15 protein-coding genes are annotated in these 22,326 nt (G+C 70.2%); 13 read left to right on the top strand and 2 right to left on the bottom strand.

Features of this window, described 5'->3' with window-relative positions:
- The first annotated feature begins 90 nt into the window (after window positions 1–90).
- The 6 genes from ACGFYV_RS21055 (at window position 91) to ACGFYV_RS21030 (ending at window position 11,031) form a co-directional block, all read left to right on the top strand.
- Window positions 91–1,362 (top strand): ABC transporter substrate-binding protein, encoded by a 1,272-nt coding sequence (locus tag ACGFYV_RS21055; protein WP_393879928.1) that lies wholly within the window; start codon window positions 91–93, stop codon window positions 1,360–1,362.
- A gap of 171 nt (window positions 1,363–1,533) precedes the next feature.
- Window positions 1,534–3,165: an alpha-amylase family glycosyl hydrolase gene (locus tag ACGFYV_RS21050; RefSeq protein WP_393879927.1), complete on the top strand. Its 1,632-nt coding sequence runs from the start codon at window positions 1,534–1,536 to the stop codon at window positions 3,163–3,165.
- A 41-nt stretch (window positions 3,166–3,206) separates the two neighbouring features.
- Window positions 3,207–4,547 carry an ABC transporter substrate-binding protein gene (locus ACGFYV_RS21045; protein WP_393879926.1) on the top strand — a complete coding sequence of 447 codons (1,341 nt, stop codon included), beginning with the start codon at window positions 3,207–3,209 and terminating at the stop codon, window positions 4,545–4,547.
- Between the two features lie 9 nt (window positions 4,548–4,556).
- Window positions 4,557–5,921 carry an ABC transporter permease subunit gene (locus ACGFYV_RS21040; RefSeq protein WP_393879925.1) on the top strand — a complete coding sequence of 455 codons (1,365 nt, stop codon included), beginning with the start codon at window positions 4,557–4,559 and terminating at the stop codon, window positions 5,919–5,921.
- On the top strand, window positions 5,918–6,757 hold the full coding sequence (locus ACGFYV_RS21035; protein ID WP_393879924.1) for a carbohydrate ABC transporter permease: 840 nt from the start codon (window positions 5,918–5,920) through the stop codon (window positions 6,755–6,757). The genes ACGFYV_RS21040 and ACGFYV_RS21035 overlap by 4 nt, the downstream gene beginning before the upstream one ends.
- Window positions 6,758–7,212: 455 nt before the next feature.
- Window positions 7,213–11,031 carry a carboxypeptidase regulatory-like domain-containing protein gene (locus ACGFYV_RS21030; protein WP_393879923.1) on the top strand — a complete coding sequence of 1,273 codons (3,819 nt, stop codon included), beginning with the start codon at window positions 7,213–7,215 and terminating at the stop codon, window positions 11,029–11,031.
- 93 nt (window positions 11,032–11,124) lie between these two features.
- On the opposite strand, the gene ACGFYV_RS21025 is transcribed toward ACGFYV_RS21030, so the two are convergent.
- Entirely contained in the window at window positions 11,125–11,976 is an 852-nt protein-coding gene (locus ACGFYV_RS21025; protein WP_393879922.1) for an alpha/beta fold hydrolase, read from the bottom strand.
- Window positions 11,977–12,578: 602 nt separating this feature from the next.
- Between ACGFYV_RS21025 and ACGFYV_RS21020 the strand changes: the two genes are divergently transcribed.
- Window positions 12,579–13,499: an NADP-dependent oxidoreductase gene (locus tag ACGFYV_RS21020; protein ID WP_393879921.1), complete on the top strand. Its 921-nt coding sequence runs from the start codon at window positions 12,579–12,581 to the stop codon at window positions 13,497–13,499.
- A gap of 314 nt (window positions 13,500–13,813) precedes the next feature.
- Window positions 13,814–15,358 (top strand): FMN-binding glutamate synthase family protein, encoded by a 1,545-nt coding sequence (locus tag ACGFYV_RS21015; RefSeq protein ID WP_393879920.1) that lies wholly within the window; start codon window positions 13,814–13,816, stop codon window positions 15,356–15,358.
- Window positions 15,359–15,481: 123 nt separating this feature from the next.
- On the opposite strand, the gene ACGFYV_RS21010 is transcribed toward ACGFYV_RS21015, so the two are convergent.
- Window positions 15,482–15,916 (bottom strand): VOC family protein, encoded by a 435-nt coding sequence (locus ACGFYV_RS21010; protein WP_393879919.1) that lies wholly within the window; start codon window positions 15,914–15,916, stop codon window positions 15,482–15,484.
- Between ACGFYV_RS21010 and ACGFYV_RS21005 the strand changes: the two genes are divergently transcribed.
- The 5 genes from ACGFYV_RS21005 to ACGFYV_RS20985 all read left to right on the top strand — a co-directional run bounded on the left by ACGFYV_RS21005 (window position 15,908) and on the right by ACGFYV_RS20985 (window position 22,319).
- Complete coding sequence (locus ACGFYV_RS21005) at window positions 15,908–16,477, top strand: hypothetical protein (RefSeq protein WP_393879918.1); 570 nt, start codon at window positions 15,908–15,910, stop codon at window positions 16,475–16,477. The genes ACGFYV_RS21010 and ACGFYV_RS21005 overlap by 9 nt on opposite strands.
- A gap of 156 nt (window positions 16,478–16,633) precedes the next feature.
- Window positions 16,634–17,413 carry a M1 family aminopeptidase gene (locus ACGFYV_RS21000; protein WP_393879917.1) on the top strand — a complete coding sequence of 260 codons (780 nt, stop codon included), beginning with the start codon at window positions 16,634–16,636 and terminating at the stop codon, window positions 17,411–17,413.
- An 84-nt stretch (window positions 17,414–17,497) separates the two neighbouring features.
- Window positions 17,498–19,720, top strand: a complete 2,223-nt coding sequence (locus ACGFYV_RS20995) for a right-handed parallel beta-helix repeat-containing protein (RefSeq protein WP_393879916.1) — start codon at window positions 17,498–17,500, stop codon at window positions 19,718–19,720.
- A 132-nt stretch (window positions 19,721–19,852) separates the two neighbouring features.
- Window positions 19,853–20,386, top strand: coding sequence for a VOC family protein (locus tag ACGFYV_RS20990; protein ID WP_393879915.1), 534 nt, complete (start codon window positions 19,853–19,855; stop codon window positions 20,384–20,386).
- A 115-nt stretch (window positions 20,387–20,501) separates the two neighbouring features.
- Window positions 20,502–22,319 (top strand): APC family permease, encoded by a 1,818-nt coding sequence (locus ACGFYV_RS20985; RefSeq protein WP_393879914.1) that lies wholly within the window; start codon window positions 20,502–20,504, stop codon window positions 22,317–22,319.
- Window positions 22,320–22,326: the final 7 nt, after the last annotated feature.

The following is a 22,326-nucleotide window of genomic DNA, read 5'->3' as shown; positions in this document are numbered from 1 at the left end:
CTCCCGGCCCTAGTATCGCTCATATATAACAGGTATACATGCTTTGACGCAGGGCGAGGGTGCCGGCGCCGGGTGTGCAAGGAGGAACCTATGCGGTGGATGCGTGCCGCCGGTAGGGGACTTCTCGCACTCGTCGTGGTGGTGGGCGCCTACGCGGCTCCCGGTGCGCGCGCCGGTGACTGCGACACATGCGGCCGCGGCCCGCTGACCCTGGCCACCGCAGGCGACCTCACCGGTTATCTGGGCCCGCTCTTGCGGGGCTGGAACCGCACCCACCCCGCCGAGAAGGTCACCCTGGTCGAACTGCCGGACTCCTCCGACGAGACACACGCGCAGATGACCACCGACCTGCGCGGCGGAGACCGGGGCCGGTTCGACGTCCTCAACATCGACGTCAACTGGACCTCGGAGTTCGCGGCGGCCGGCTGGATACGACCGCTGCCGCCCAGCCGCTTCCCGCTCAAGACCTTCCTGCCGCCGGTCGTGGACACCGCCACCTACGACGGGCGGCTGTACGCGGTCCCGTACGTCACCAACGCCGGACTGCTGCTGTACCGCAAGGACATCCTGGCCAAGGAGGGCGTACCGCCGCCGCGTACCTGGGCCGAGCTGGAGCACGACGCGAAGACCATCGCGCCCCGGTACGGCCTCGGCGGCTACGCGGGCCAACTGCTGCCCTACGAGGGCCTGACCGTGAACGCGGCCGAGGCGGTGTACTCGGCGGGCGGCACGATCCTCGGCGACGAGGGCAGCCGCGTCACCGTCGACTCCGACGCCGCCCGTGAGGGCATCGGCTTCCTCGCCCGGGGAATCCGCGAGGGCTGGATCCCGAAGGCGGCCCTGACGTACAAGGAAGAGGAGTCCAAACAGGCCTTCCAGGACGGGCATCTGCTCTTCCTGCGCAACTGGCCCTACGTCTACGCGGTGGCCTCGGCCAAGGGCTCCAAGGTCGCCGGCCGGATCGGTGCCGTCCCGCTGCCCGGACGCAGCGGGCCCGGCAAGAGCGTTCTGGGTGGTTCCGATCTCGCCGTCAACACGCATGCCCGGCACCCCGATTCGGCGGCGCGGCTGATCGCCTACCTCACCAGCGAGCAGGTCCAGCGCGAGGTGCTCACGCGCGGCTCACTGCCTCCGGTGCGTGCCGACGTCTACGAGGACCCGGAACTCATCGCGCGGTTCCCCTATCTGCCGACCCTGCGTGCCGCCGTCCTCACGGCCGCCCCGCGTCCCAAGAGTCCGCGTTACGACCAGGTCAGCCTGGTCGTGCAGGCGGTCGTCCATGACGCGTTGACCGGGCAGGAGACTCCCGCGGCGGCGGTGCGACGCCTCGCACGCGAACTCGACGCCGTCGCACGCCGCTAGTTACACGTTAGGTAACGCCAGCGTCTCATCTGGCCGCCGAATGTCTGAAATTCGCCCCATATTCCCCCCTGACTCGACGGTAGCTTCTGTTCTTCTTATTGACACCCTCACGACACGGCTACCTAACATGTATGCATAACCGCAGCCCTACGTAGAGAACAGGTCAATGGGTTGAACAGGCACCACTGGTGGCGCGATGCCGTGATCTACCAGGTGTATGTCCGCAGCTTTCTGGACAGCACCGGAGACGGCATCGGCGATCTGGCCGGAGTCAGGGCCGGACTGCCGTACCTGAAGAAGCTCGGCGTGGACGGGATCTGGCTGAGCCCCTTCTATCCGTCCCCCCAGCACGATCACGGCTACGACGTCGCCGACTACTGCGACGTGGACCCGGTCTTCGGGGACCTCACCGAGTTCGATCTGCTGATGACGGCCGCCCGGCGACTGGGCGTCAAGGTCCTCCTGGACATCGTCCCCAACCACTGCTCCAGCGAGCACCGTTGGTTCCGCGAGGCATTGCAGAGCCCGCCGGGCAGCCCCGCCCGCGCCCGCTTCCACTTCGCCGACGGCCGCGGCCCGGACGGCGACGAGCCGCCGAACAACTGGCACGCCATGTTCGGCGGCCCCGCCTGGACCCGCGTCACGGAGGCGGACGGCCGCCCCGGCCAGTGGTACCTGCACATGTTCACGCCCGAGCAGCCCGACTGGAACTGGCGCAACCCCGAGATACCCGAGGAGTTCGACCGCATCCTGCGGTTCTGGCTCGACCGGGGCGTGGACGGCTTCCGCATCGACGTCGCCGCCGGCCTGTACAAGCACCCCGATCTGCCCGACTCCGACGACCCGGAGGCCGACGCCCGCACCCGCGACTCGGTCAACCCGCTCGCCTGGAACCAGCCCGAGGTGCACGACGTCTGGCGGCACTGGCGCACGGTGTGCGAGGAGTACACGGACCGCGACGGCCACGAGCGTCTCCTGGTCGGTGAGGTCTCCGTGCCCACCGCCCGCGAACACGCCCGCTACGTCCGCCCCGACGAACTCCACCAGGCCTTCTTCTTCGACCTGCTCGGTGCGCCCTGGGACGCGGACGCCTTCCGCAAGGTCATCGGCGAGGCCATGGATGACATCGCCGGAACCGGCTCCACGGTCACCTGGGTCCTCAACAACCACGACCAGGTCCGCACCGTCACCCGCTACGGCGAACCCACGCCCGAGGGCAGCGGCCTCGGCCCGGCCCGCGCCCGCGCCGCCGCGCTGCTGATGCTGGCGCTGCCCGGGGCCGCGTACATCTACCAGGGCGAGGAACTGGGCCTGCCCGAGGTCGTCGACCTGCCCGACGACGTCCTCACCGACCCGATCTTCCGCCGCACCGGAAGCCGTGCCCGCATCCGCGACGGCTGCCGGGTGCCACTGCCCTGGTCCGGGCAGGCCTCCCCGTTCGGCTTCACGTCCGGTATGGAGGGAGCCAAACCCTGGCTCCCGCAGCCCGAGTACTTCGCCCAGTACGCCACCGACCGCGCCCTGGCCGACACCCGCTCGTTCTGGCACCTGTACCGCGACGGCCTCCAGCTGCGTTCCTCCCTGCCCCAGTTGGGCGAGGGAACGCTGCGCTGGCTCGATACCCCACCGGGCGTTCTCGCCTTCGTCCGCGGCGACGGCCTTGTCTGCGCCGTCAACTTCACCACGACCCCCACGCCCGCACCGGTCTCCGGTACCCCGCTGCTGGCCAGCGGGCCCTGCCCGGCCGGAGTACTGCCCAGCTCCACCGCTGCCTGGTGGCTGAGCGACGACACCGATTTCTGAACTCCACCGTCAACCTGCACTCCCGCGAAGGGACATCAAAGATGATGCGACGACGTACCACCCTGCTGACCGGCTGCATCGCCCTCACCCTGGCGCTCGGCGCGACCGCCTGCGGCGGCAGCTCCTCCCCCGCCTCCGGCGGCAGCAGCAGCGACAAGACGCTCAGCGGCCAGACGGTCACGGTGGCCGGCGTCTGGTCCGGCAGTGAGCAGAAGAACTTCCAGAAGGTGCTGGACGCGTTCGCCGCGAAGACCGGCGCCAAGACCCAGTTCGTGTCCACCGGCGACAACGTCTCCACGGTCGTCGGCAGCAAGATCGAGGGCGGCAACGCGCCCGACGTCGTGATGGTCCCGCAGGTCGGCGTCCTCCAGCAGTTCGCGAAGAAGGGCTGGCTCGAGCCCCTGTCCTCGACCGCCCAGCAGACGATCACCGCCGACTTCGCGCCCGTGTGGAAGACGTACGGCAGCGTCGACGGCACCCTCTACGGCCTCTACTTCAAGGCCGCCCACAAGTCGACCGTCTGGTACAGCCCCGACGCCCTCGTCCAGGCCGGCGTCCAGCCGCCGAAGACCTACGACGAGATGCTCAAGGCCGGCCACACCATCTCCGACTCCGGCCTCGCCGCCTTCTCGGTCGCCGGACAGGACGGATGGACCCTGACCGACTGGTTCGAGAACATCTACCTCTCCGAGGCCGGCGCGGAGAAGTACGACGCTCTCGCCGCCCACAAGCTGAAGTGGACCGACCCCAGCGTGGTCCAGGCGCTCACCACGCTCGGCAAGCTCTTCAAGGACAAGCAGCTGATCGCGGGCGGGCAGAACGAAGCCCTCAACACCGACTTCCCCGGCTCGGTGGAGAAGGTGTTCGGGCCCAAGCCCGAGGCGGCCATGGTCTACGAGGGCGACTTCGTCGCCGGCGTCGCCCATGACCAGTTCAAGAAGACCATCGGCAAGGACGCCAACTTCTTCCCCTTCCCGGCGGTCAGCGGCGGCACGGCACCGGTGGTCAGCGGCGGCGACGCGGCCGTCGTCCTCAAGGACGCCAAGAACTCCAAGGCCGGCATGAAGCTCCTGGAGTACCTGGCGACGCCCGAGGCGGCAGCCGTGTGGGCGAAGGCCGGCGGCTTCCTGTCCCCGAACAAGAAGCTCGACCTCTCCTCCTACAGCGACGACGTCACCCGCGCCACCGCCAAGTCCCTCGTCTCGGCCGGTGCCTCGAACTCGGTCCGCTTCGACATGTCCGACCAGGCACCGGCCGCCTTCGGCGGCACCAAGGGCGCCGGCGAGTGGAAGCTCCTGCAGGACTTCCTGCGCGACCCGTCCGACCCCAAGGGCACCGCGGCCAAGCTGGAATCCGCGGCGGCCAAGGCCTACCAGGGCTGAGCGGACACGATGACTTCCACCACCGTCGCATCACGGCGGACCGGACGCCCGCTTGCCGATGACTCGGCACGCGGGCGGCGGGTTCGCCGGCGCGCCCGGCTGATCGCCGTGCTCTTCGTCCTGCCCGCCCTGCTCCTGCTCGGCGCGCTCGTCGTCTACCCGGTGCTCTTCTCCATCGGCCGCAGCTTCTTCGACGCCTCCGGCACCCGATTCGTCGGCGGCGACAACTACACCGAGATGTTCCGCGACCCGGCCACACTCAAGGCCATCCGGAACACCGCCATCTGGGTCGTCGTGGCCCCGACCCTGCTCACCGGGCTCGGACTGATCCTCGCCGTCCTGGTCGAGAAGGTCCGCTGGGCCACCGCCTTCAAGCTCCTGCTGTTCATGCCGATGGCCGTGTCCTTCCTCGCCGCCGGCATCATCTTCCGCCTCGCCTACGACGAGAGCCCCGACAAGGGCGTCCTCAACGCCGCCGTCGTCTCCGTCCACGACGCCTTCGACGGGACCTCGTCCTACCCGACCGCCAGAGCGCGCGTGGGCCAGGAACTGACCCAGGCGCACGGCGGGGCGTACATCACGACCGGGAGCGTCTCGCCCGGTGACTCGGTGAACCTGCCGATCGTCGGTGTCCTGCCCAAGGACCTGCCCAAGAACGCCGCACCCGCCTACCCGGCGACCACCCGGAAGGCCGCCCCCGGCGAGCTCAGCGGCGTGGTCTACCTGGACTTCACCCCCGGCGGCGGCGGCAAACAGGGCGCGGTCGACCCCAAGGAGTCCGGCCTGCCCGGCGTCACCGTCGAAGCGGTGCGTGACGGCAAGACGGTCGCGAGCACGACGACCGCCGCCGACGGATCCTTCCACCTCGCGAAGCTCTCCGGCGGCCCGTACCAGGTGAAGCTGCCCGCATCGAACTTCGCCGCGCCCTACCAGGGCATCTCCTGGCTCGGACCGACCCTCGTCACGCCGTCCATCATCGGCGCCTACCTGTGGATCTGGACCGGCTTCGCGATGGTCCTGATCGGCGCGGGCCTGTCGACCCTGCCCCGGGACGCACTGGAGGCGGCCCGCATCGACGGCGCGAACGAATGGCAGATCTTCCGGCGCATCACCGTCCCGCTGCTGGCCCCCGTCCTGACGGTCGTCTTCATCACCCTCGTCATCAACGTGATGAAGGTCTTCGACCTCGTCTACATCATCGCGCCGGGGCCGGTACAGGAGGACGCCACCGTCCTCGCCACGCAGATGTGGCTGGTGTCCTTCGGCGGAGGCAACAACCAGGGCCTCGGCAGTGCCCTCGGCGTACTTCTCCTGCTCCTGGTGATCCCCGCGATGGTCGTCAACGTCCGCCGGTTCCGAAGGAGTCAACGATGAACGCGATCAGGCGGGGTCTGGGCAACGGCGTGGTCCAGATCTTCCTCGTGGTGATCGGCCTGGTCTGGCTCACCCCCCTCGCGGGACTCTTCCTGTCCTCGCTGCGCTCCGCCCAGGACACGGCCAAGGGCGGCTGGTGGACGACCCTGGCCAACCCCGGCCAGCTCAGCATCAGCAACTACAGCGCGCTGCTGAAGAACTCCGGCATGACCCAGGCCTTCTGGAACACCGTGCTGATCTCGGTGCCGGCCACCACCCTGGTCGTCGTCATCGCCGCACTCGCCGGATACGCCTTCGCCTGGCTGGACTTCCCCTTCCGCGAGCCGCTGTTCCTCCTGGTGGTGGCCCTGCTGGTCGTCCCGGTCCAGATCGGCCTGCTCCCGGTGGCCAAACTCTTCGGACAGCTCGGCCTGTTCGGGTCCATCCCCGGCGTCGTGCTCTTCCACGTCGCCTACGGACTGCCGTTCGCGGTGTTCCTGCTGCGCAACTACTTCGCCGAAATGCCCAAGGAGATGCTGGAAGCAGCTCGCATGGACGGCGGCACGGAATGGCGGATCTTCACCCGCCTGGTCCTGCCCCTGGGCCGCCCCGCCATCGCGAGCCTCGCCATCTTCCAGTTCCTGTGGGTCTGGAACGACATGCTGGTCGCCCTGCTCTTCGCGGACAGCTCCAGCCAGCCGCTCACCGTGGAACTCCAGTCCCAGATCCGCCAGTTCGGCAGCAACATCGACGTACTGGCCCCCGGAGCGTTCCTCTCCCTGATCGTCCCCGTGGTGGTGTTCTTCGCCTTCCAGCGGCACTTCGTGCAGGGAGTCATGGCCGGATCGGTCAAGTGACGAAGTAAAGATGAGCCCGCTGGTTCGCGGGCACTGCGCGGCAGCTCGGACCCTGGACAGACGGGGCCCGAGCTGCCGTGCGATGCGCGAGTGTCGTATCGCGTGGTGCGGTGTGTTGTGATGGTCCCGTCTCGGGACGTGGGCGCCTGCAGCCCGCCGGTTACCGCCCGTCGGTCGGGAGCGGCACGGCCGGGCGAGGCGCGGGACCGCCATAAGACGCATGGACACGGAGTGGCTTCGCTCCTGTCAGCGTAGGGCCTGCCGTTGATCCTTGTGCGGCGACGGTGGAGTCCCGTCCGCCACGCCGTCCGCCCACGCCGTCCGCCGAGGCTTCGGGAAGATCGACCGGCCGAAAAAAGTCGTGGGACTCGTGAACTTTACCGCAGGGATCCGCAACTCACTCAACTGGGCCCGGTGTCTGCCGTCGCCCTCAAGAAGTCCATAGGAGTGGTGAGTTGTCCATATTCCTGAGACCGGCGCTACGCCGACGGAGAGGGCGGGCCGTCGGCGCCGCCCTGCTGAGCACCGTCGTACTGGCGATGCTCGGTGCCGTCCCCGCGCAGGCCGGCGTCAGTGGGAAGCCCGCGAAGTCGTCCACGTCGGCCCAAGAGTTGCCCGGTCATGTCGAGCCACTGTGCGCTCCCGCCAAGCCGCACGAGGTGACCTGCTTCGGCCTCCGCCGCACCGACGTCACGCCGCGCAAGGGCCTGCGGGCCGCCGTGGACGCCCCTTCGGGGTTCGGCCCGGCCGATCTGCGCAGCGCTTACGGCCTTCCCGCGGACGGAGGGGCGGGCAGGACCATCGCCATTGTCGACGCCTTCGACAATCCCCACGCGGAGGCGGATCTCGCCGTCTACCGCGCGCAGTACGGGCTGCCCGAATGCACCACCGCCAACGGCTGCTTCACCAAGGTCGACCAGCGCGGCGGAGCCGACTACCCTGCCCCGGACCCCGGTTGGGCCACCGAGATCTCGCTCGACCTGGACATGGTCTCCGCCGTCGCCCCGAGCGCGAGGATCCTGCTGGTCGAGGCCGACGAGCCCACCGTCGAGGACCTGGGCGCCGCCGTGGACCAGGCCGTGGCGCTCGGTGCCGAGTACGTCTCCAACTCCTACGGCTCCAACTACGCCTTCTACCCCGAGGATCCGGCCGAGTCGGCGGCGGACGTGCACTACGACCACCCGGGCGTGGCGATCGTCGCCTCCTCCGGTGACAATCGCTACGGCGTCGCCTATCCCGCGGCGTCCCCGCACGTCACGGCGGTCGGCGGTACCACGCTCACCAAGGACGCGACCGCCGCTCGCGGCTGGTCCGAGTCGGTGTGGAGCCACGACAGCGGCGGCACCGGTTCCGGTTGCTCGCTGTACGAGCCCAAGCCGGCCTTCCAGAAGGACACCGGCTGTCCCGGTCGTACGGTCGCCGATGTCTCCGCCGTGGCCGACCCGGACACCGGTGTCGCCGTCTACGACACCTACGGCGAGTCCGGGGGCTGGGGCGTGGCCGGTGGCACCAGCGCGTCGGCACCGATCATCGCGGGCGTGTACGCGAACGCCGGCACCCCCGTCGCCGGGACGTACCCCAACGCCTACCCGTACGCCGGTGGCGGCAGCGGGCTGCACGACGTGACGACCGGGTCGAACGGCACGTGCTCACCTGCGTATCTGTGCACCGCGGGCGCCGGCTACGACGGACCGACGGGACTCGGCACCCCTGACGGGTTGTCCGCGTTCCGCATGGGCGCGCACGGCACCCTCTCGGGCACGGTCGCCGGCACCGCCACCGGCGCACCGGTCGCCGCGGCTCAGGTGACCGCCGGCTCCTACACCGCCACCACCGACAGCCAGGGCCACTACACCCTGCCGCTGCCGGTCGGCGACTACAAGGTCCAGGCCACCGCCTACGGCTACGCCACCGGTGACGCAGCGGACGTCCAGATCTCCGACGGCGGGGCGGCGACACGGGACTTCACCCTGCGCAAGCTCGCCACCCACCGTGTCTCCGGCACGGTGACCGACGGCTCGGGGCACGGCTGGCCGCTGCACGCCAAGATCACCGTGGACGGTGTGCCGGGCGCGCCCGTCTGGTCCGACGCCTACACCGGTTCGTACAGCCTGAACCTGCCCGAGAACCACACGTACACCGTGCGGGTCGTCAGCGACGACACCCACTACCGGTCCGTGGTGCGGCAGGTGGCCGTGGGAACCGCGGACCAGAGCGTCGCCCTGGCACTGCCCGCCGACACCTGGGCCGACGGCAACCCGGCCTACCACCTGACGGTGGACACCCTCGGCACCCAGTCCTTCGACTCCACCGGCGGGGCGCCGCAGGGCTGGAGCGTGGTCGACGCACCGGGCACCGGCCAGGGCTGGGCCTTCGACGATCCGGGCGGCCGGGGCAACAACACCGGGGGATCCGGTGGGTTCGCCGTCGCCGACAACGACCACGCCGGCTGGGACACGGCCTTCGACACCCAGCTGATCAGCCCGGTCTACGACTTCCGCCGCACCGGTGACCCCGAACTGGCGTTCAGCACCGACTACGAGGGATCCGCCGACCAGAGCGGCGATGTGGACGTCACCACGGACGGCGGCCGGACCTGGACCACGGTGTGGCACCAGGACCAGCAGTGGGCGATCGGGCGGGTGGAGGTCCCGTTGACCGCCTACGCCGGGAAGGGCGCGGTGCAGGTGCGCTTCCACTTCACCGGTCCGGGCGTGCTGTGGGCCGTCGACGACGTGACCGTCGCGGAGCGGGTCCTCACCCCCGTCCCCGGCGGCGTCCTCACGGGCACCGTCTCGGACGCCAACACCGGACGAGGACTGGTCGGCGCCGCGGTGAGCACCGGCTCCACCGGCGGGCCCGCCGCCCTGACGACGGCCACCGCGGGTGACCCTTGGGTCGGCGACGGTCTCTACCGGCTCTTCGTCCCCGGCGGCGGACGCCACACCTTCCTGGCGGCGAAGCCCTCCTACAGCACGGCCTCCCGCACAGCCGCCGTGGCCGAGGACCGGGCCGTCAAGGGCTCGTTCGTCCTCAAGGCGGGGCAGGTGAAGGTCGGCACCACCCGGATCGAGGCGACCACCACGGCGCACGGCACGGTGGTGCGCAAGGTGACCGTACGCAACACGGGCACAGCCCCCGCGACGATACGGATCGGCGAGCGCACCGGAACCGGCCCCGGCACCACCGCCCCCGGCACCACCTGGCGGGAACTGCCCGGCCTCCCCGTCCCCGTGATGGACAACGCGGTGGAGAACCACGGGGGCAAGCTCTACTCCGCTCTCGGGACGCCGGACGGCGACACCCCCACCGCCGACCTCTACGTCTACGACCCCTCGACGGGCGCCTGGACCCGGGGCGCCGGTGCCCCCGAGCCCCGGCAGGCCACCGCGCACGGCTTCATCGGCAACCGCCTGTACACCGCGGGCGGCTGGGCCCCCGGCGAGGTGGTGAGCCCGACCACGCAGGTGTACGACGCGGCGAGCGGCACCTGGAGCAAGGGCCCCGACATGCCCGAAGGACGCTTCGGCGCGGCGAGCGCGGTACTCGACGGGCGGCTCTACGTGGTCGGCGGCTGCACCAACACCGACTGCTTCGACACCGTGTACGTCTTCGACCCGCGCTCCGGCTCGTGGTCCAAGGCCGCGCCCTACCCGCGGACGATCAGCTGGGCCAACTGCGGTGTCATCAGCGGCAAGCTGTACTGCGCGGGCGGCACCCACGACTACGTCGAGACCGGCGCCGGCTACGTCTACGACCCGCCGTCCGACAGCTGGCAGCCCATCGCCGACATGCCGGTGGGCCTGGCCGCCGGCGTCTACGCCTCCGCGAACGGGCGGCTCCTGGCGTCCGGCGGGTTCAAACGTGTCGGGGTGAACCGGGTGCTCACCGCGGAGGGCTACGCCTACGACCCGGGCACGGACACCTGGAGCGCGCTGCCCGACGCCCCCACCGCGCTCTACCGGGGCGGCGCCGCGCCCGGCCTGTACCGGGTCGGCGGCAGCAACCAGAGCCGCTTCCCCGTTCCCGTGGCCACGACGGACCTGCTTCCGGGCTACGACCAGACCGAGTCGGACGTGCCCTGGCTGTCGCAGAGCCCGCACCGGCTCACACTGCGGCCGGGGCAGAGCGCCTCGTTCACGGTGAGACTGAACGCCCGCGAGGCCGGCCGAGCCGGTGACTGGACGGCCTCCGTGATCCTGCGAACCGACACCCCGTACTGGGTGCCCCCGATCCCGGTGTCCCTCCACATCGTGGAACACCGCACCCCGTAACGCGCATCCCCTCACGCCTTTCCCGCCCCACACCGCGCCCCCGGACAGCCATGTCGCCGTTCGGGGGCGCGGTCGAGCGGGCCTGGTACGCGTCTACTGGCGGCCCGAGTCGTGGGCCGCGGTCACGATGAGATCCGTGACCGCCTGGGGGTGGGAGATCATGGACACGTGGGAGGAGTCGATCTCCACCGTCTTGCGCGCGTGTGCGCGTTTGGCCTCGTACCGTTCGAGGCTCGGGTTGATGGCCCGGTCCTGTTTGCCGACGAGCACGTAGACCGGCTTGTCCCGCCAGGCCGCGTCGGTGAGTTTGTCGGTGAACGCGGACAGTGCGATCGGGCGCTGCGTCGCTGCCATGGTGGACGCCTGCTGCCGCGAGAGGTCCTGGGCGAAGACCGCGTGGAGCTTGGCGGGCTGGATGTACACGTCGGTGCCCGTGGTGCCGTCGCCGTTGCGGAACGGGACCTGCTTCAGCGCCGTGGTGAGGGGGGCCGCCGGGAACTTGGAGGCGAGGCTGGTGAACGACTCGCCCTTGTCCGGCATGATCGCGTTGATGTACACGAGTGCTTTGACGTTGTCGACACCGGCGGCGGCCTGCGAGATCACCTCGCCGCCGTAGGAGTGTCCGACGAGGACGATCGGTCCCTTGACGGTCTTCAGGAGGCTGTTCAGGTACGTCGAGTCCTGCGGTATGCCGCGCAGTGTGTTGGCCGGGGCGATGACCTGGTAACCATCGTGCTGCAGGCGCTCCACCACCCCGTTCCAGCCTGACGCGTCGGCGAACGCCCCGTGCACGAGCACCACGGTCGGCTTCTGGTTCTCCGGAGCCCCCGGAACCTTGCCGGGATCGCCGGCGGCGTGAGCCGGTATCACGGTCAGGACGGCAAGCACCGCCACTCCGAGGGCCAGGGGGCCCTTGCCTGATTTCGAGATCCCAGAGACAGTCATGTGCTTCCACTTCCTTGGCGTACAGGGTGAAAACGGGGTGAAAAGCCTCTTCGGTGACGGAGAAGAGTGAGGACCCTACGGAGGACTTCGGCACGGCCGGGGCGCCGCGATTGAGGTATCCGCTTGGCGGCGCGAACCCGGGCGGGGCCTCCGGCGCGGAAAAACGGGGAGCCGACGTGAGGGGGAGCCGAGGTGCGGCGGAGCCGACGTGAGGTGGAGGCGCTAGATCAGCGTAGCGCCGAATCCACGCCGGTCAAGCCGAGCGGTTATCGACGATAAATCGGGACGGCTCCAGCAATCGGCTCTGAATGGCGGCACGAATATTCACTACGGGAAATCGGCCCGCGAACCGGGTGTTATTTTCCGGTGACGGGTAATTGCACTGAGTACTTGCGGACAACTGCACTGCGTACAGCGGACAACCGCACTGCGTACAGACAGAATCGAGTTCGCAATCTCGGCGGCGTCGTGACAACGGCCACCGCAATGGCGGAGCCCTGCGGCAGATGGCAGCCTGTGGAAACGGGGACCTGGGCGTGCGGGCCGGACCGCTCCAGGAGGGGGCCCGCCCGCCCGCGCCGCTTGGCAAGGAACGGACTCCTATGCAAGCCATCATTGTTCGAGACCGAGACGCCGGCCTGGCCGGGCTGACCCCGGCCGACCTGCCCCACCCCCATGCGGCCGAGAACGACGTCATCGTGCGCGTGCACGCCGCAGGTTTCACTCCTGGCGAGCTGGAATGGCCGGCCACATGGACAGATCGTGCCGGCCGTGACCGGACGCCGAGCGTGCCTGGCCACGAACTGTCGGGTGTCGTCGCGGAGTTGGGGTACGGCACCACTGGTCTGGGCGTGGGGCAGCGGGTCTTCGGCCTGACCGACTGGGCCCGCGACGGAACGCTCGCGCAGTACACCGCGGTGGAAGCCCGCAATCTCGCGCCGCTCCCGGCGGACGTCGACCACGTCACGGCTGCCGCCCTGCCGATCTCGGGCCTGACCGCCTGGCAGGGCCTGTTCGACCACGGCCGCCTGGCCACCGGCCAGACCGTCCTCGTCCACGGGGCCGCGGGAGGCGTCGGGTCGATCGCCGTGCAGCTCGCGCGCGAGGCCGGTGCCCGGGTCATCGGAACCGGACGGACCGCCGACGGGGAGCGGGCCCTCACCCTGGGTGCCGACGCCTTCCTCGACCTGCAGACCGAGAAGCTGGAGGACGCCGGCGAGGCCGACGTCGTCTTCGACGTGCTCGGCGGCGACATCCTGGACCGCTCGGCCGCCCTGGTCCGGGCCGGCGGCGCGCTCGTCACCATCGCCATGCCTCCCAGGATCCGTCCCAAGGACGGCCGCGCGGTCTTCTTCGTCGTCGAACCCGACCGTGCCCGCCTCGCCGACCTCGCCACCCGGCTGAGGGACGGCCGGCTCAAGCCGGTCATCGGTGCCGTACGGCCGCTCTCGGAAGCCCCCGCAGCGCTGGGTCCCGGCAGGCGGAGCCGAGGCAAGACGATCATCCGCGTCGCGGAAGACTGAAGGAGATATTCACCTCGTTCGGACATCTTGACGCGCTTGCGTGCTCCTCGACCGCGCGGGGAAGCGGGGATGGCCCCGGACCAGGCCGGTCATGGGTCCTGAGGGATGAGGGACACGGCACGGCGATGCCGGCGGTGCGGCCATACTCACACCCCCTGACCTGCTCGCTCATCCGCGTGGCCTCTACCATCATGTGGCGTTTCGTCGTCGGGCGCCGATGCCAGTCTGCCTGGCCGTGTCCGCCGCGCGACGCCCACGACGTCCGCCGCACAGCGATGGCGTCGGGTATCGAGCAGTCGAGGAGAGGAACGTTCATGCGTGCTCGGAACATCGGCGCGGTCGCCGCGACAGCATTGGCGGCGGTGGCTGCCCGCGACCTCGTCCAGAAGAAGCACGCACTGCTCAGAAACTTCCCTGTCATCGGCCACGCCCGGTACCTGCTGGAGACGATCGGGCCGGAGCTGCGGCAGTACGTCGTGACCTCCAACGAGGAGGAGCGCCCGTTCAGCCGCGACCAGCGCACGTGGATCTACGCGTCGGCGAAGGAAGAGAACAACTACTTCGGGTTCGGCACCGACGTGGACGTCGAGCACGTGCAGGGGCACGCGTACGTGAAGCAGCGCACGTTCGCCGGCACGCTCCCCGACCTGCACGACCCGCAGGCCCCGCTGCCCTCGGCCAAGGTGCTGGGCGGCCCGCGCGGGCGTGCCAAGGCGTTCCGGCCGGCGAGCGTCGTGAACATCTCTGCGATGAGCTTCGGATCACTGTCCGGCGCGGCCATCACGGCGCTCAACAAGGGCGCGGCACTGGCCGGCACGATGCACAACACGGGCGAGGGAGGTCTCTCGCACTACCATCGCAACGGCGGTGACCTCGTCCTCCAGATCGGGACGTCGTACTTCGGTTGCCGCAACGAGGACGGAACCTTCAACCTCGACAAGCTCAAGGACGTCGTCGCCGGCGCCCCGGTCAAGGCGATAGAGATCAAGCTCTCGCAGGGCGCCAAGCCGGGGCTCGGGGGGATGCTGCCGGGCGCGAAGGTGACCCCCGAGATCGCCGGGATCCGTGGCATCCCGGCCGGCCAGGACTGCGCCTCCCCCTCCCGGCACAGCGCGTTCCACGACGTGGACTCGATGCTCGACTTCGTGGAGCTGCTCGCCACCGAGACCGGTCTGCCGGTCGGGATCAAGAGTGCTGTGGGCGAGATGAGCTTCTGGCGGGAGCTGGCCACGCTGATGGCGCGTGGTGATCGCGGAGTCGACTTCGTGACCATCGACGGAGGTGAGGGCGGCACCGGGGCGGCTCCCCTGATCTTCACCGACTCGGTGTCGCTGCCGTTCCGGATGGGCTTCTCCCGCGTCTACAGCACGTTCGCCGAGCAGGGTCTGACCGACCGCCTCACCTTCATCGGCTCCGGCAAGCTCGGCCTGCCCGAGAACGCCGCCGTCGCCTTCGCCCTGGGTGTCGACATGATCAACGTCGGCCGCGAGGCGATGCTGTCCATCGGCTGCATCCAGGCGCAGAAATGCCACACCGACAGGTGCCCCACCGGCATCGCCACCCAGGACCCGTGGCTGGTGCGCGGCGTCGACGCGCCCTCGAAGGCCACCCGGGCCGCCGTCTACCTGCGCACCCTGCGCAAGGAGCTGCTGAAGGTCTCGGGAGCCGTCGGCGTCGCCCACCCGGCACTCATCACCGCCGCCGACATCGAGATCATGAACGGCGACTACGAGGCCCGCACCCTGGCGAGCGTCTACGGCTACAAGGACGGCTGGGGAGAACTCGGCCCGGAGCTGGCCCAGGAGATCACCGCACTGGTCACCACCGAACCGAGCCCTCTCCCGAGGCCGGCCGGCTGACGCGGGACGCGTGGCGCGTGATGGGTGGCGCGTGACGCGTGGCCGGCGGCCGGTCGGGTGCCGGACAGTCCGTCAGACAGTCCCGCCGACAGACAGTCCGCCGGACAGTCTGTCGGCGGACTGCTAGGGGCGGGCGTAGGGCCGGGTCATGATCTCCATGTTGTGGCCGTCCGGGTCGTCGAAGTAGGCGCCGCGACCGCCGAACAGACGGTTGATCCGGCCGGGTTCGGTGTGCCGGGGGTCGGCGTAGTAGGTGACGCCGACCGCCTCCAAGCGGGCGATCATGGTGTCGAACTGTGCGTCGGGCACGAGGAAGGCGTAGTGCTGCGGCTGGATCGGCTCGTCGCGCTTCTCGTAGTAGTCGAGCGTCACGCCGTTGCCGAGGTCGACGGGCAGGAACGGCCCGAACGGGGCGCCGATCTCCAGGCCCAGGATCGCGGCGATGAATTCGGCGGACAGATGCCGGTCGCCGGCGTAGACGGCAGTGTGGTTCAGCTGGACTACGGCGGCGGCGGTCGGCGGCTCGGAACGGTGGGGGTGCTGCTGGTCATGGGACATCAGCGATGCGTCTCCAGTCTTGCGGTCTGCTGGAACGGGGCGCCGTGCGCGGGCGCCGGAAGCAAGGACGAGGAGAAGGGGCGGGGCTACACGAACCTGTTCAAGAACGGCAAGGCGGCCTACGTCTACGACGGCATGCCCGCCTACCTGACGACCGGCTCGGGCTACGTCGACGCGATGGCCGCCATCGACAAGACCTTCGACGTGCGCCCGATGGCACCGGTCGGCACCGACGCCGTCGCCTGGACCGACAACGCGTCGCTGCAGAACTGCTTCGTCACCAAGGCCGGCGCGGAGCGCGTCAAGGAGATCCTGCGCCTGGCCGACTTCGCCGCCTCGCCCTTCGGCTCGGTCGAGTACACGCTGATCAACTACGGCGTCGAGGGCACCGACTCAAGCGGGACGCCGACGGCACCCCCGTCCTCACCAAGCAGGGCACCCAGGACGTCACGGTGCCCTGGAGCAAACTGGCCTCGGCCACCCCCGCCTTCTTCAGCGCGACGCACCCCGACGCCGCCAGATACGTCCACGAGGCGTACACGAAGATCATCCCGCTCATGATCGAGGACCCGACCCTCAGTCACTCCTCGCCGACCTGGGACTCCAAGGGCCTCGGCAGCCTCTACACCATCCATCTGGACGGCCAGAAGGACATCCACCGGCAAGGACAAGCACGCCGACGGCTCCACGGTCTGGCACTTCGCCCTGCGCGAGCGGATGCCCACCGAACTGCTCGGCATCGCCGTCGTCAAGGGCACCTACCTGTACGGCACTTCACACACCGGTCTGCCCCTGCGTCACATCGTCCCGCAGGGCCAGGAGGACGCGTACGGTCCGGTCGTCGCCCGCACCCCGGACCATCTTGCCTGGCTGGAGGGCAAGTTCGGCCGGTACCCGTTCTCCGTGTACGGCATCCACATCTACGACGGGTACTCGGACGCCCTGGAGAACACGACGCTCACCCTGATGGGCACCAACTGGTTCAAGCCCAGCGCCGACGGCAACCCCACGTACGAGAACACGATGGTGCACGAGCTGACCCACCAGTGGTTCGGCGACAGCGTCACCCCGGACGACTGGCAGCAGGCCTGGCTCAACGAAGGCCCCGCCGTGTACTACGCCGCCCTCTACAACGAGGAACGCGGCTGGTCCGTCATGGCCGACAAGATGAAAGCCACCTACGCCAAGCTCGACGCGATCCGCGCGAGCGACGGCCCACCCGGACTCCCCAAGGCGCTCGGCGGCACGAACATCTACGACGGCGGCGCCCTCGTCCTGTACGCCCTTCGACTCCGGGCCGGACAGCGGCAGTTCGACCGGATCATGCGCCAGTGGCCGCACCGCTTCAAGGACCGCACCGTCACCAGCGAGGACTTCATCAAACACGCCGTCGACATGACGGGCGACGGCTCCCTCGACGCGTTCCTGCGGGACTGGCTGTTCGGTGCGAAGAACCCGCCGATGCCCGGACACCCCGACTGGACGACCGACACCTGAGGTTGAGCGAGCACCCCTCACGCCTTCCTTCGCGCTCCCGCCCCCTTCCCTCCTGCCCGCGCCCCACTCAGGAAAGGCCACCGCATGAGACCCGGCACCCGCACCGCCCGCACCGCCGCGGCCGCGTTCCTCTCCGCCGCGGCGTTCGCCCTCGCCCCGCTTCCCGCCGCCCACGCGGATCCGGCGCCGAGGACCCTGCACGCGGCACCGCACGGCGCCGGCGCCTCCTGCACCGTAGGACACCCCTGCTCCCTGGAGGGCGCGCGGGACGTCGCCCGTACCGTCACCGGCAGGGACGTCCGCGTCGAACTCGCCGACGGCACCTATGCGTTGACCGCACCCCTCACGCTCGGCAAGGACGACTCCGGAGTCACCTGGACCGCCGAACAGGAAGCCCACCCCGTGCTCTCCGGGGGGCGCACCCTCACCGGCTGGACCGTGAACGCCGACGGCACCTGGACCACGAAGGTGCCCGCGGGCATCACCCCGCGCCAGCTGTTCGTCGACGGCGAGCGCGCCGTCCGTGCCCGCGGCGAGTCCTGCGCCGCCTCCGTGTGCGACGCCACCAGGACCGGCATGACCGGCGCGGAGAAGACCGGCATCGCCGACTGGGCCCGGCCCACCGACGCCGAGGCCGTCATCAGCGTCCGCTGGCGCAACTACCACTGCCGGATCGACGCCGTCACCGGCGACGTGATGACCTTCGCCCAGCCCTGCTGGACCAACTCGGCCTCCGGGACCGACCGCACCGGACCCGCCTGGGACACCACCACCGTGGACTCGTCCCGCTACACCAAGGTCGCCTTCTTCGAGAACGCCCGCGAACTCCTCCACACACCCGGCGAGTTCGTCTGGGACTCGGCCGCGCGCACCGTCACCTACCTGCCCCGCGAGGGCGAGAACCCGCGCCGCTCCCACGCCGTCACCCCGGCCACCGAGGGCCTGCTCGTCCTCGACGGCGCCCATGACGTCCGTGTCTCCGGCATCGGCTTCGCCTGCTCCGCCTACCAGCAGCCGAACACGGACGAGGGCTACGCCGGCATGCAGGCCGGCCTCACCCTGACCGGCGCGACCGGCCCCGTCGACCACGCGGGCCGCTACTACACCAAGCCCGCCGCCGCCCTCACCGTCCGCGGCGGCCGTCATGTCACCGTCGACCACAGTGACTTCAGCCGGCTCGGCGGCGCCGGCGTGATCTTCGAGCAGGGCACCCAGGACTCCTCGCTCACCCGCAACCGCTTCACCGACCTGTCCTCCGGAGCCGCCTACATCGGCGACACCGAGCCCCTGCCCACCCCCGAACTCACCGGCGCCCGCAACACCGTCGCGTACAACACGATCCGCCGCACCGGCGTCGAGTACACCGACTCCGTCGGCATCTGGGCCGGCTACGAGGCCGGGACCGTCATCGACCACAACACCCTCGAAGAGCTGCCCTACTCCGGGATCTCCGTCGGCTGGGGCTGGAACCAGCCCGAGGCCCGCACCTCCGTCCTGCGCGACAACCGCATCACGGGCAACCGGATCACCGACGTCATGCAGGTCCGCCACGAGCAGCACGACGGCGCCGCCATCTACACCCAGGGCGCCCAGCCCGGCACCGTGATCTCCGGCAACTACGTCGACCGCAGCGCCTACGGCAACACCGAGCGCGACGGCAACGGTATCTACCTCGACGAACAGTCCAGCCACATCGCCGTCACCGAGAACGTCGTCACCCGCGTCGGCTACAAGTGGATCTCCAACTGGGCCGACTACGGCATCGACAACCACGCCACCGGCAACTGGACCGACACCGATGCCCCGGCCCTGTCCGGCACCGGCTCGACCATGACCGGCAACCACACCGGGCTCGACCGGCTCCCGGCCGAGGCCGTCGACGTCGCCGAGTCCGCAGGGGCGGACGGCCACGGACGGGTCCGCCGACTGCGGCCCGACCTGGCCCGCACCGCAACCGCCACCCAGTCCTCCACGGACGGCACCGCCACGGCCGGCAAGGCCACCGACGGCGACACCACCTCCGACACCCGCACCCTGTCCGAGGCGGGCGCCTGGTGGCAGGTCGACCTCGGCAGGTCCCGGCACGTCGGACAGGTCGAGATCTGGAACGACAGCTCCATGAGCACCGCCGACTTCGACGTACGCCTCGCCGCCTCGGCCGACTACCGCGATGCCACCACCGTCCGCGTCACCGGCAAGGCACTGCGCCCCACCGTCCTCGACACGGACACCGAGGCCCGCTACGTCCTCATCCGCCTCACCGGCACCGGACGCGTCGCCCTCTCCCACGTCCTCGTCCACCCGTAACGCGACGGGCGCCGAAGGGGTGCCAAGATCGTGGATCCGGCGACGGCCCTATCCTGGTGCCGGGTTGAGCGGCCAAAACCGGATGTCTCTCCCTGACCGCACACCGATTCGTGAACGGAACCGACACCGACCATGCCGATCCACCGGCTGAACCACGCCGTGCTGTTCGTCTCCGACCTGGCGCGCAGCACGGCCTTCTACTGCGACGTCCTCGGCTTCCGGGCGCTGCCCCAGGCGTTTCCCGGAGCCGCGTTCCTGCAGGCGGCGGGCTCCGCCAACGACCACGATCTGGGGCTGTTCCAGTCCCGGGACACGGCGCCCGGCGGCCACCGCCTCGGCGAGGTGGGGCTGTACCACCTGGCCTGGGAGGTCGACACCCTCTCCGAACTGCGCCGTGTCCGCGTCCGCCTCGCCGAGACCGGCGCCCTGACCGGGGCGAGCGATCACGCCTCCACCAAGGCGCTCTACGCGCGCGACCCGGACGGCATCGACTTCGAGGTGTGCTGGCTGGTCCCGGACGAGGCGGTCGTCGGGGAACTGACGGCCATGACCGCCCCCACCCGCCCCCTCGACCTCGACGCCGAGATCGCCAAGTACGGCGCGGACACCCCCGGCGGGCCCCGCACCGATCCGACGGTCTGGCAGCACCTGACCGGGCCGGCCTGAGCCCTCCCGGACGAGGCGGTCGCCGGCCGACCCGCCCGGGTCACCACCGCACGCGCCCGGCTTCCGCCCGAAGGACACTGTGGGGGACCGTTCGAGCGGCCCCGGTGAGGTCCCGATGGCGTATGGCCTGTCGCGTCGAAAGCTGAACCCGAAGGTCCCCCTCCTTCCAGGAGAAGGGGAGAAGCACCATCTGACCAGCCTGGAGGGCCTGGCCGCGCTGTCGCTGGACGCGCTCAGCTCGGTGGCGTACGGCCCCGAGGCGATCGTGCTGGCACTGGTCGTGGCGGGAACGGGCGCCCTGAGCGCCACGCTGCCCGTCACCCTCGCGATCGTCTTCCTGCTCGCGGTGCTCGTCGTGTCGTACGCCCAGGTCATCGCCGTTCACCCGGACGGCGGAGGTGCCTACGCCGTGGCCAAGGCGGACCTGGGCGGCGCCTCCAGCCTGCTGGCCGCGGCCAGCCTGGTCGTCGACTACGTCCTGACCGTCGCCGTCAGTCTCACGGCCGGCGCGGACGCGCTCGCCTCCGCCTTCCCGGCCCTCGCCCACGACAAGCTGCTGGTGTGCCTGGCGGGCCTGGCCCTGCTGACGGCGGTGAACCTGCGCGGCGTCGCCGACAGCGCCCGGGTGCTGATGCTGCCGACCGTCCTGTTCGTCGTGGCGATCGTCGGTGTCATCGTCGTCGGCCTGTTACGGACGCACCCGGCGGCCGTCGTCGGTACCGCGCAGCCCTTTCCCGCGCAGGAGACGCTCGGCCTGCTGCTGATCCTCAAGGCGTTCTCGTCCGGCTGCTCGGCCCTGACCGGCGTGGAGGCCATCGCCAACGCCGTTCCGACCTTCCGCAGCCCCCGGGTCAGGCACGCCCAGCGCACCGAGTTCATGCTCGGCGGACTGCTGGGGGTGATGCTCGTCGGCCTGGCCGTGCTGATCCGACGCGACCACGTGGCCCCGCGCGGGGACGTCACCGTCCTGGCCCAGCTCACCGCGGGCGCCTACGGCGACGGCTGGGCCTACTACGCCACCAACCTGATCGTCACCCTCGTCCTTCTCCTGGCCGCCAACACCAGTTTCGGCGGACTCCCGGTCCTGATGAGCCTGCTCGCCCGCGACCACCGCCTGCCCCACCTCTTCGCCCTGCGCGCCGAGCGGCCCGTCTACCGGTACGGCGTGGTGGCCCTCGCCCTGCTGGCGGCCCTCCTTCTCCTCGCCACCGACGCGGACACCCACCGGCTGATCCCGCTCTTCGCCATCGGCGTGTTCATCGGGTTCACCGTCAGCCAGGTCGGCCTCGTACGGCACTGGACCACCCGGAAGCCGGCGGGCTGGAAGCGGCATACGGCGATCAACGGGACGGGAGCGGTCCTCACCACCCTCGCCGCGCTGGTCCTGCTGCTGACGAAGTTCCTGGAGGGCGCCTGGGTGGTGGTGATCGCCATCCCCCTGATGATGCTGCTGTTCGCCCGCATCCAGCGCTACTACACCGAGGTCGGCAAAGAACTGGAGCTCGGCCGCGTGCCCGCGCCGCCCGACCGTCGTGCGGAGAGCCTGGTCATCGTCCCGCTCGGCGAGGTCAGCAAGCTCGCCCGGCACGCCATCAGCGCGGCGCTCGCCCTGGGCGACGAGGTGGTCGCGGTCGCCGTCGAGTCCGACGCGGACAGGACGCGGTCCTTGGAGCAGGCGTGGAGCCGCTGGAACCCGGGCGTCCGGCTCGACGTCATCGACAGCCCGCACCACTCCCTGGTCCAGCCGATCGTCGACTACATCCAGCGCGCCGCCCAGGACGGACGCCTGATCGCCGTCCTCATCCCCGAGGTCGAGCCCAGGCACCGGCGCTACGAGATCCTCCAGAACCAGCGCGGACTGCTGCTGGCCACCGTCCTGCGAGCGCGCACGGATGTGGTGGTGTGCATGCTGCCGTATCGGCTTCGGGTGTGAGTGAGCG

This window comes from Streptomyces sp. NPDC048297, from assembly GCF_043201585.1.
Lineage (GTDB): Bacteria > Actinomycetota > Actinomycetes > Streptomycetales > Streptomycetaceae > Streptomyces.
This window is presented reverse-complemented; position numbering and strand designations above follow the sequence as displayed.

What these genes read in the sequence shown, in the direction of transcription:
- ACGFYV_RS21055 (WP_393879928.1), top strand. Translation starts at nt 91, where the DNA reads ATGCGGTGGATGCGTGCCGCCGGTAGGGGACTTCTCGCACTCGTCGTG.
- ACGFYV_RS21045 (WP_393879926.1), top strand. Translation starts at nt 3,207, where the DNA reads ATGATGCGACGACGTACCACCCTGCTGACCGGCTGCATCGCCCTCACC.
- ACGFYV_RS21040 (WP_393879925.1), top strand. Translation starts at nt 4,557, where the DNA reads ATGACTTCCACCACCGTCGCATCACGGCGGACCGGACGCCCGCTTGCC.
- ACGFYV_RS21035 (WP_393879924.1), top strand. Translation starts at nt 5,918, where the DNA reads ATGAACGCGATCAGGCGGGGTCTGGGCAACGGCGTGGTCCAGATCTTC.
- ACGFYV_RS21025 (WP_393879922.1), bottom strand. Translation starts at nt 11,976, where the DNA reads ATGACTGTCTCTGGGATCTCGAAATCAGGCAAGGGCCCCCTGGCCCTC.
- ACGFYV_RS21020 (WP_393879921.1), top strand. Translation starts at nt 12,579, where the DNA reads ATGCAAGCCATCATTGTTCGAGACCGAGACGCCGGCCTGGCCGGGCTG.
- ACGFYV_RS21015 (WP_393879920.1), top strand. Translation starts at nt 13,814, where the DNA reads ATGCGTGCTCGGAACATCGGCGCGGTCGCCGCGACAGCATTGGCGGCG.
- ACGFYV_RS21005 (WP_393879918.1), top strand. Translation starts at nt 15,908, where the DNA reads ATGGGACATCAGCGATGCGTCTCCAGTCTTGCGGTCTGCTGGAACGGG.
- ACGFYV_RS21010 (WP_393879919.1), bottom strand. Translation starts at nt 15,916, where the DNA reads ATGTCCCATGACCAGCAGCACCCCCACCGTTCCGAGCCGCCGACCGCC.
- ACGFYV_RS21000 (WP_393879917.1), top strand. Translation starts at nt 16,634, where the DNA reads ATGCCCACCGAACTGCTCGGCATCGCCGTCGTCAAGGGCACCTACCTG.
- ACGFYV_RS20995 (WP_393879916.1), top strand. Translation starts at nt 17,498, where the DNA reads ATGAGACCCGGCACCCGCACCGCCCGCACCGCCGCGGCCGCGTTCCTC.
- ACGFYV_RS20990 (WP_393879915.1), top strand. Translation starts at nt 19,853, where the DNA reads ATGCCGATCCACCGGCTGAACCACGCCGTGCTGTTCGTCTCCGACCTG.
- ACGFYV_RS20985 (WP_393879914.1), top strand. Translation starts at nt 20,502, where the DNA reads ATGGCGTATGGCCTGTCGCGTCGAAAGCTGAACCCGAAGGTCCCCCTC.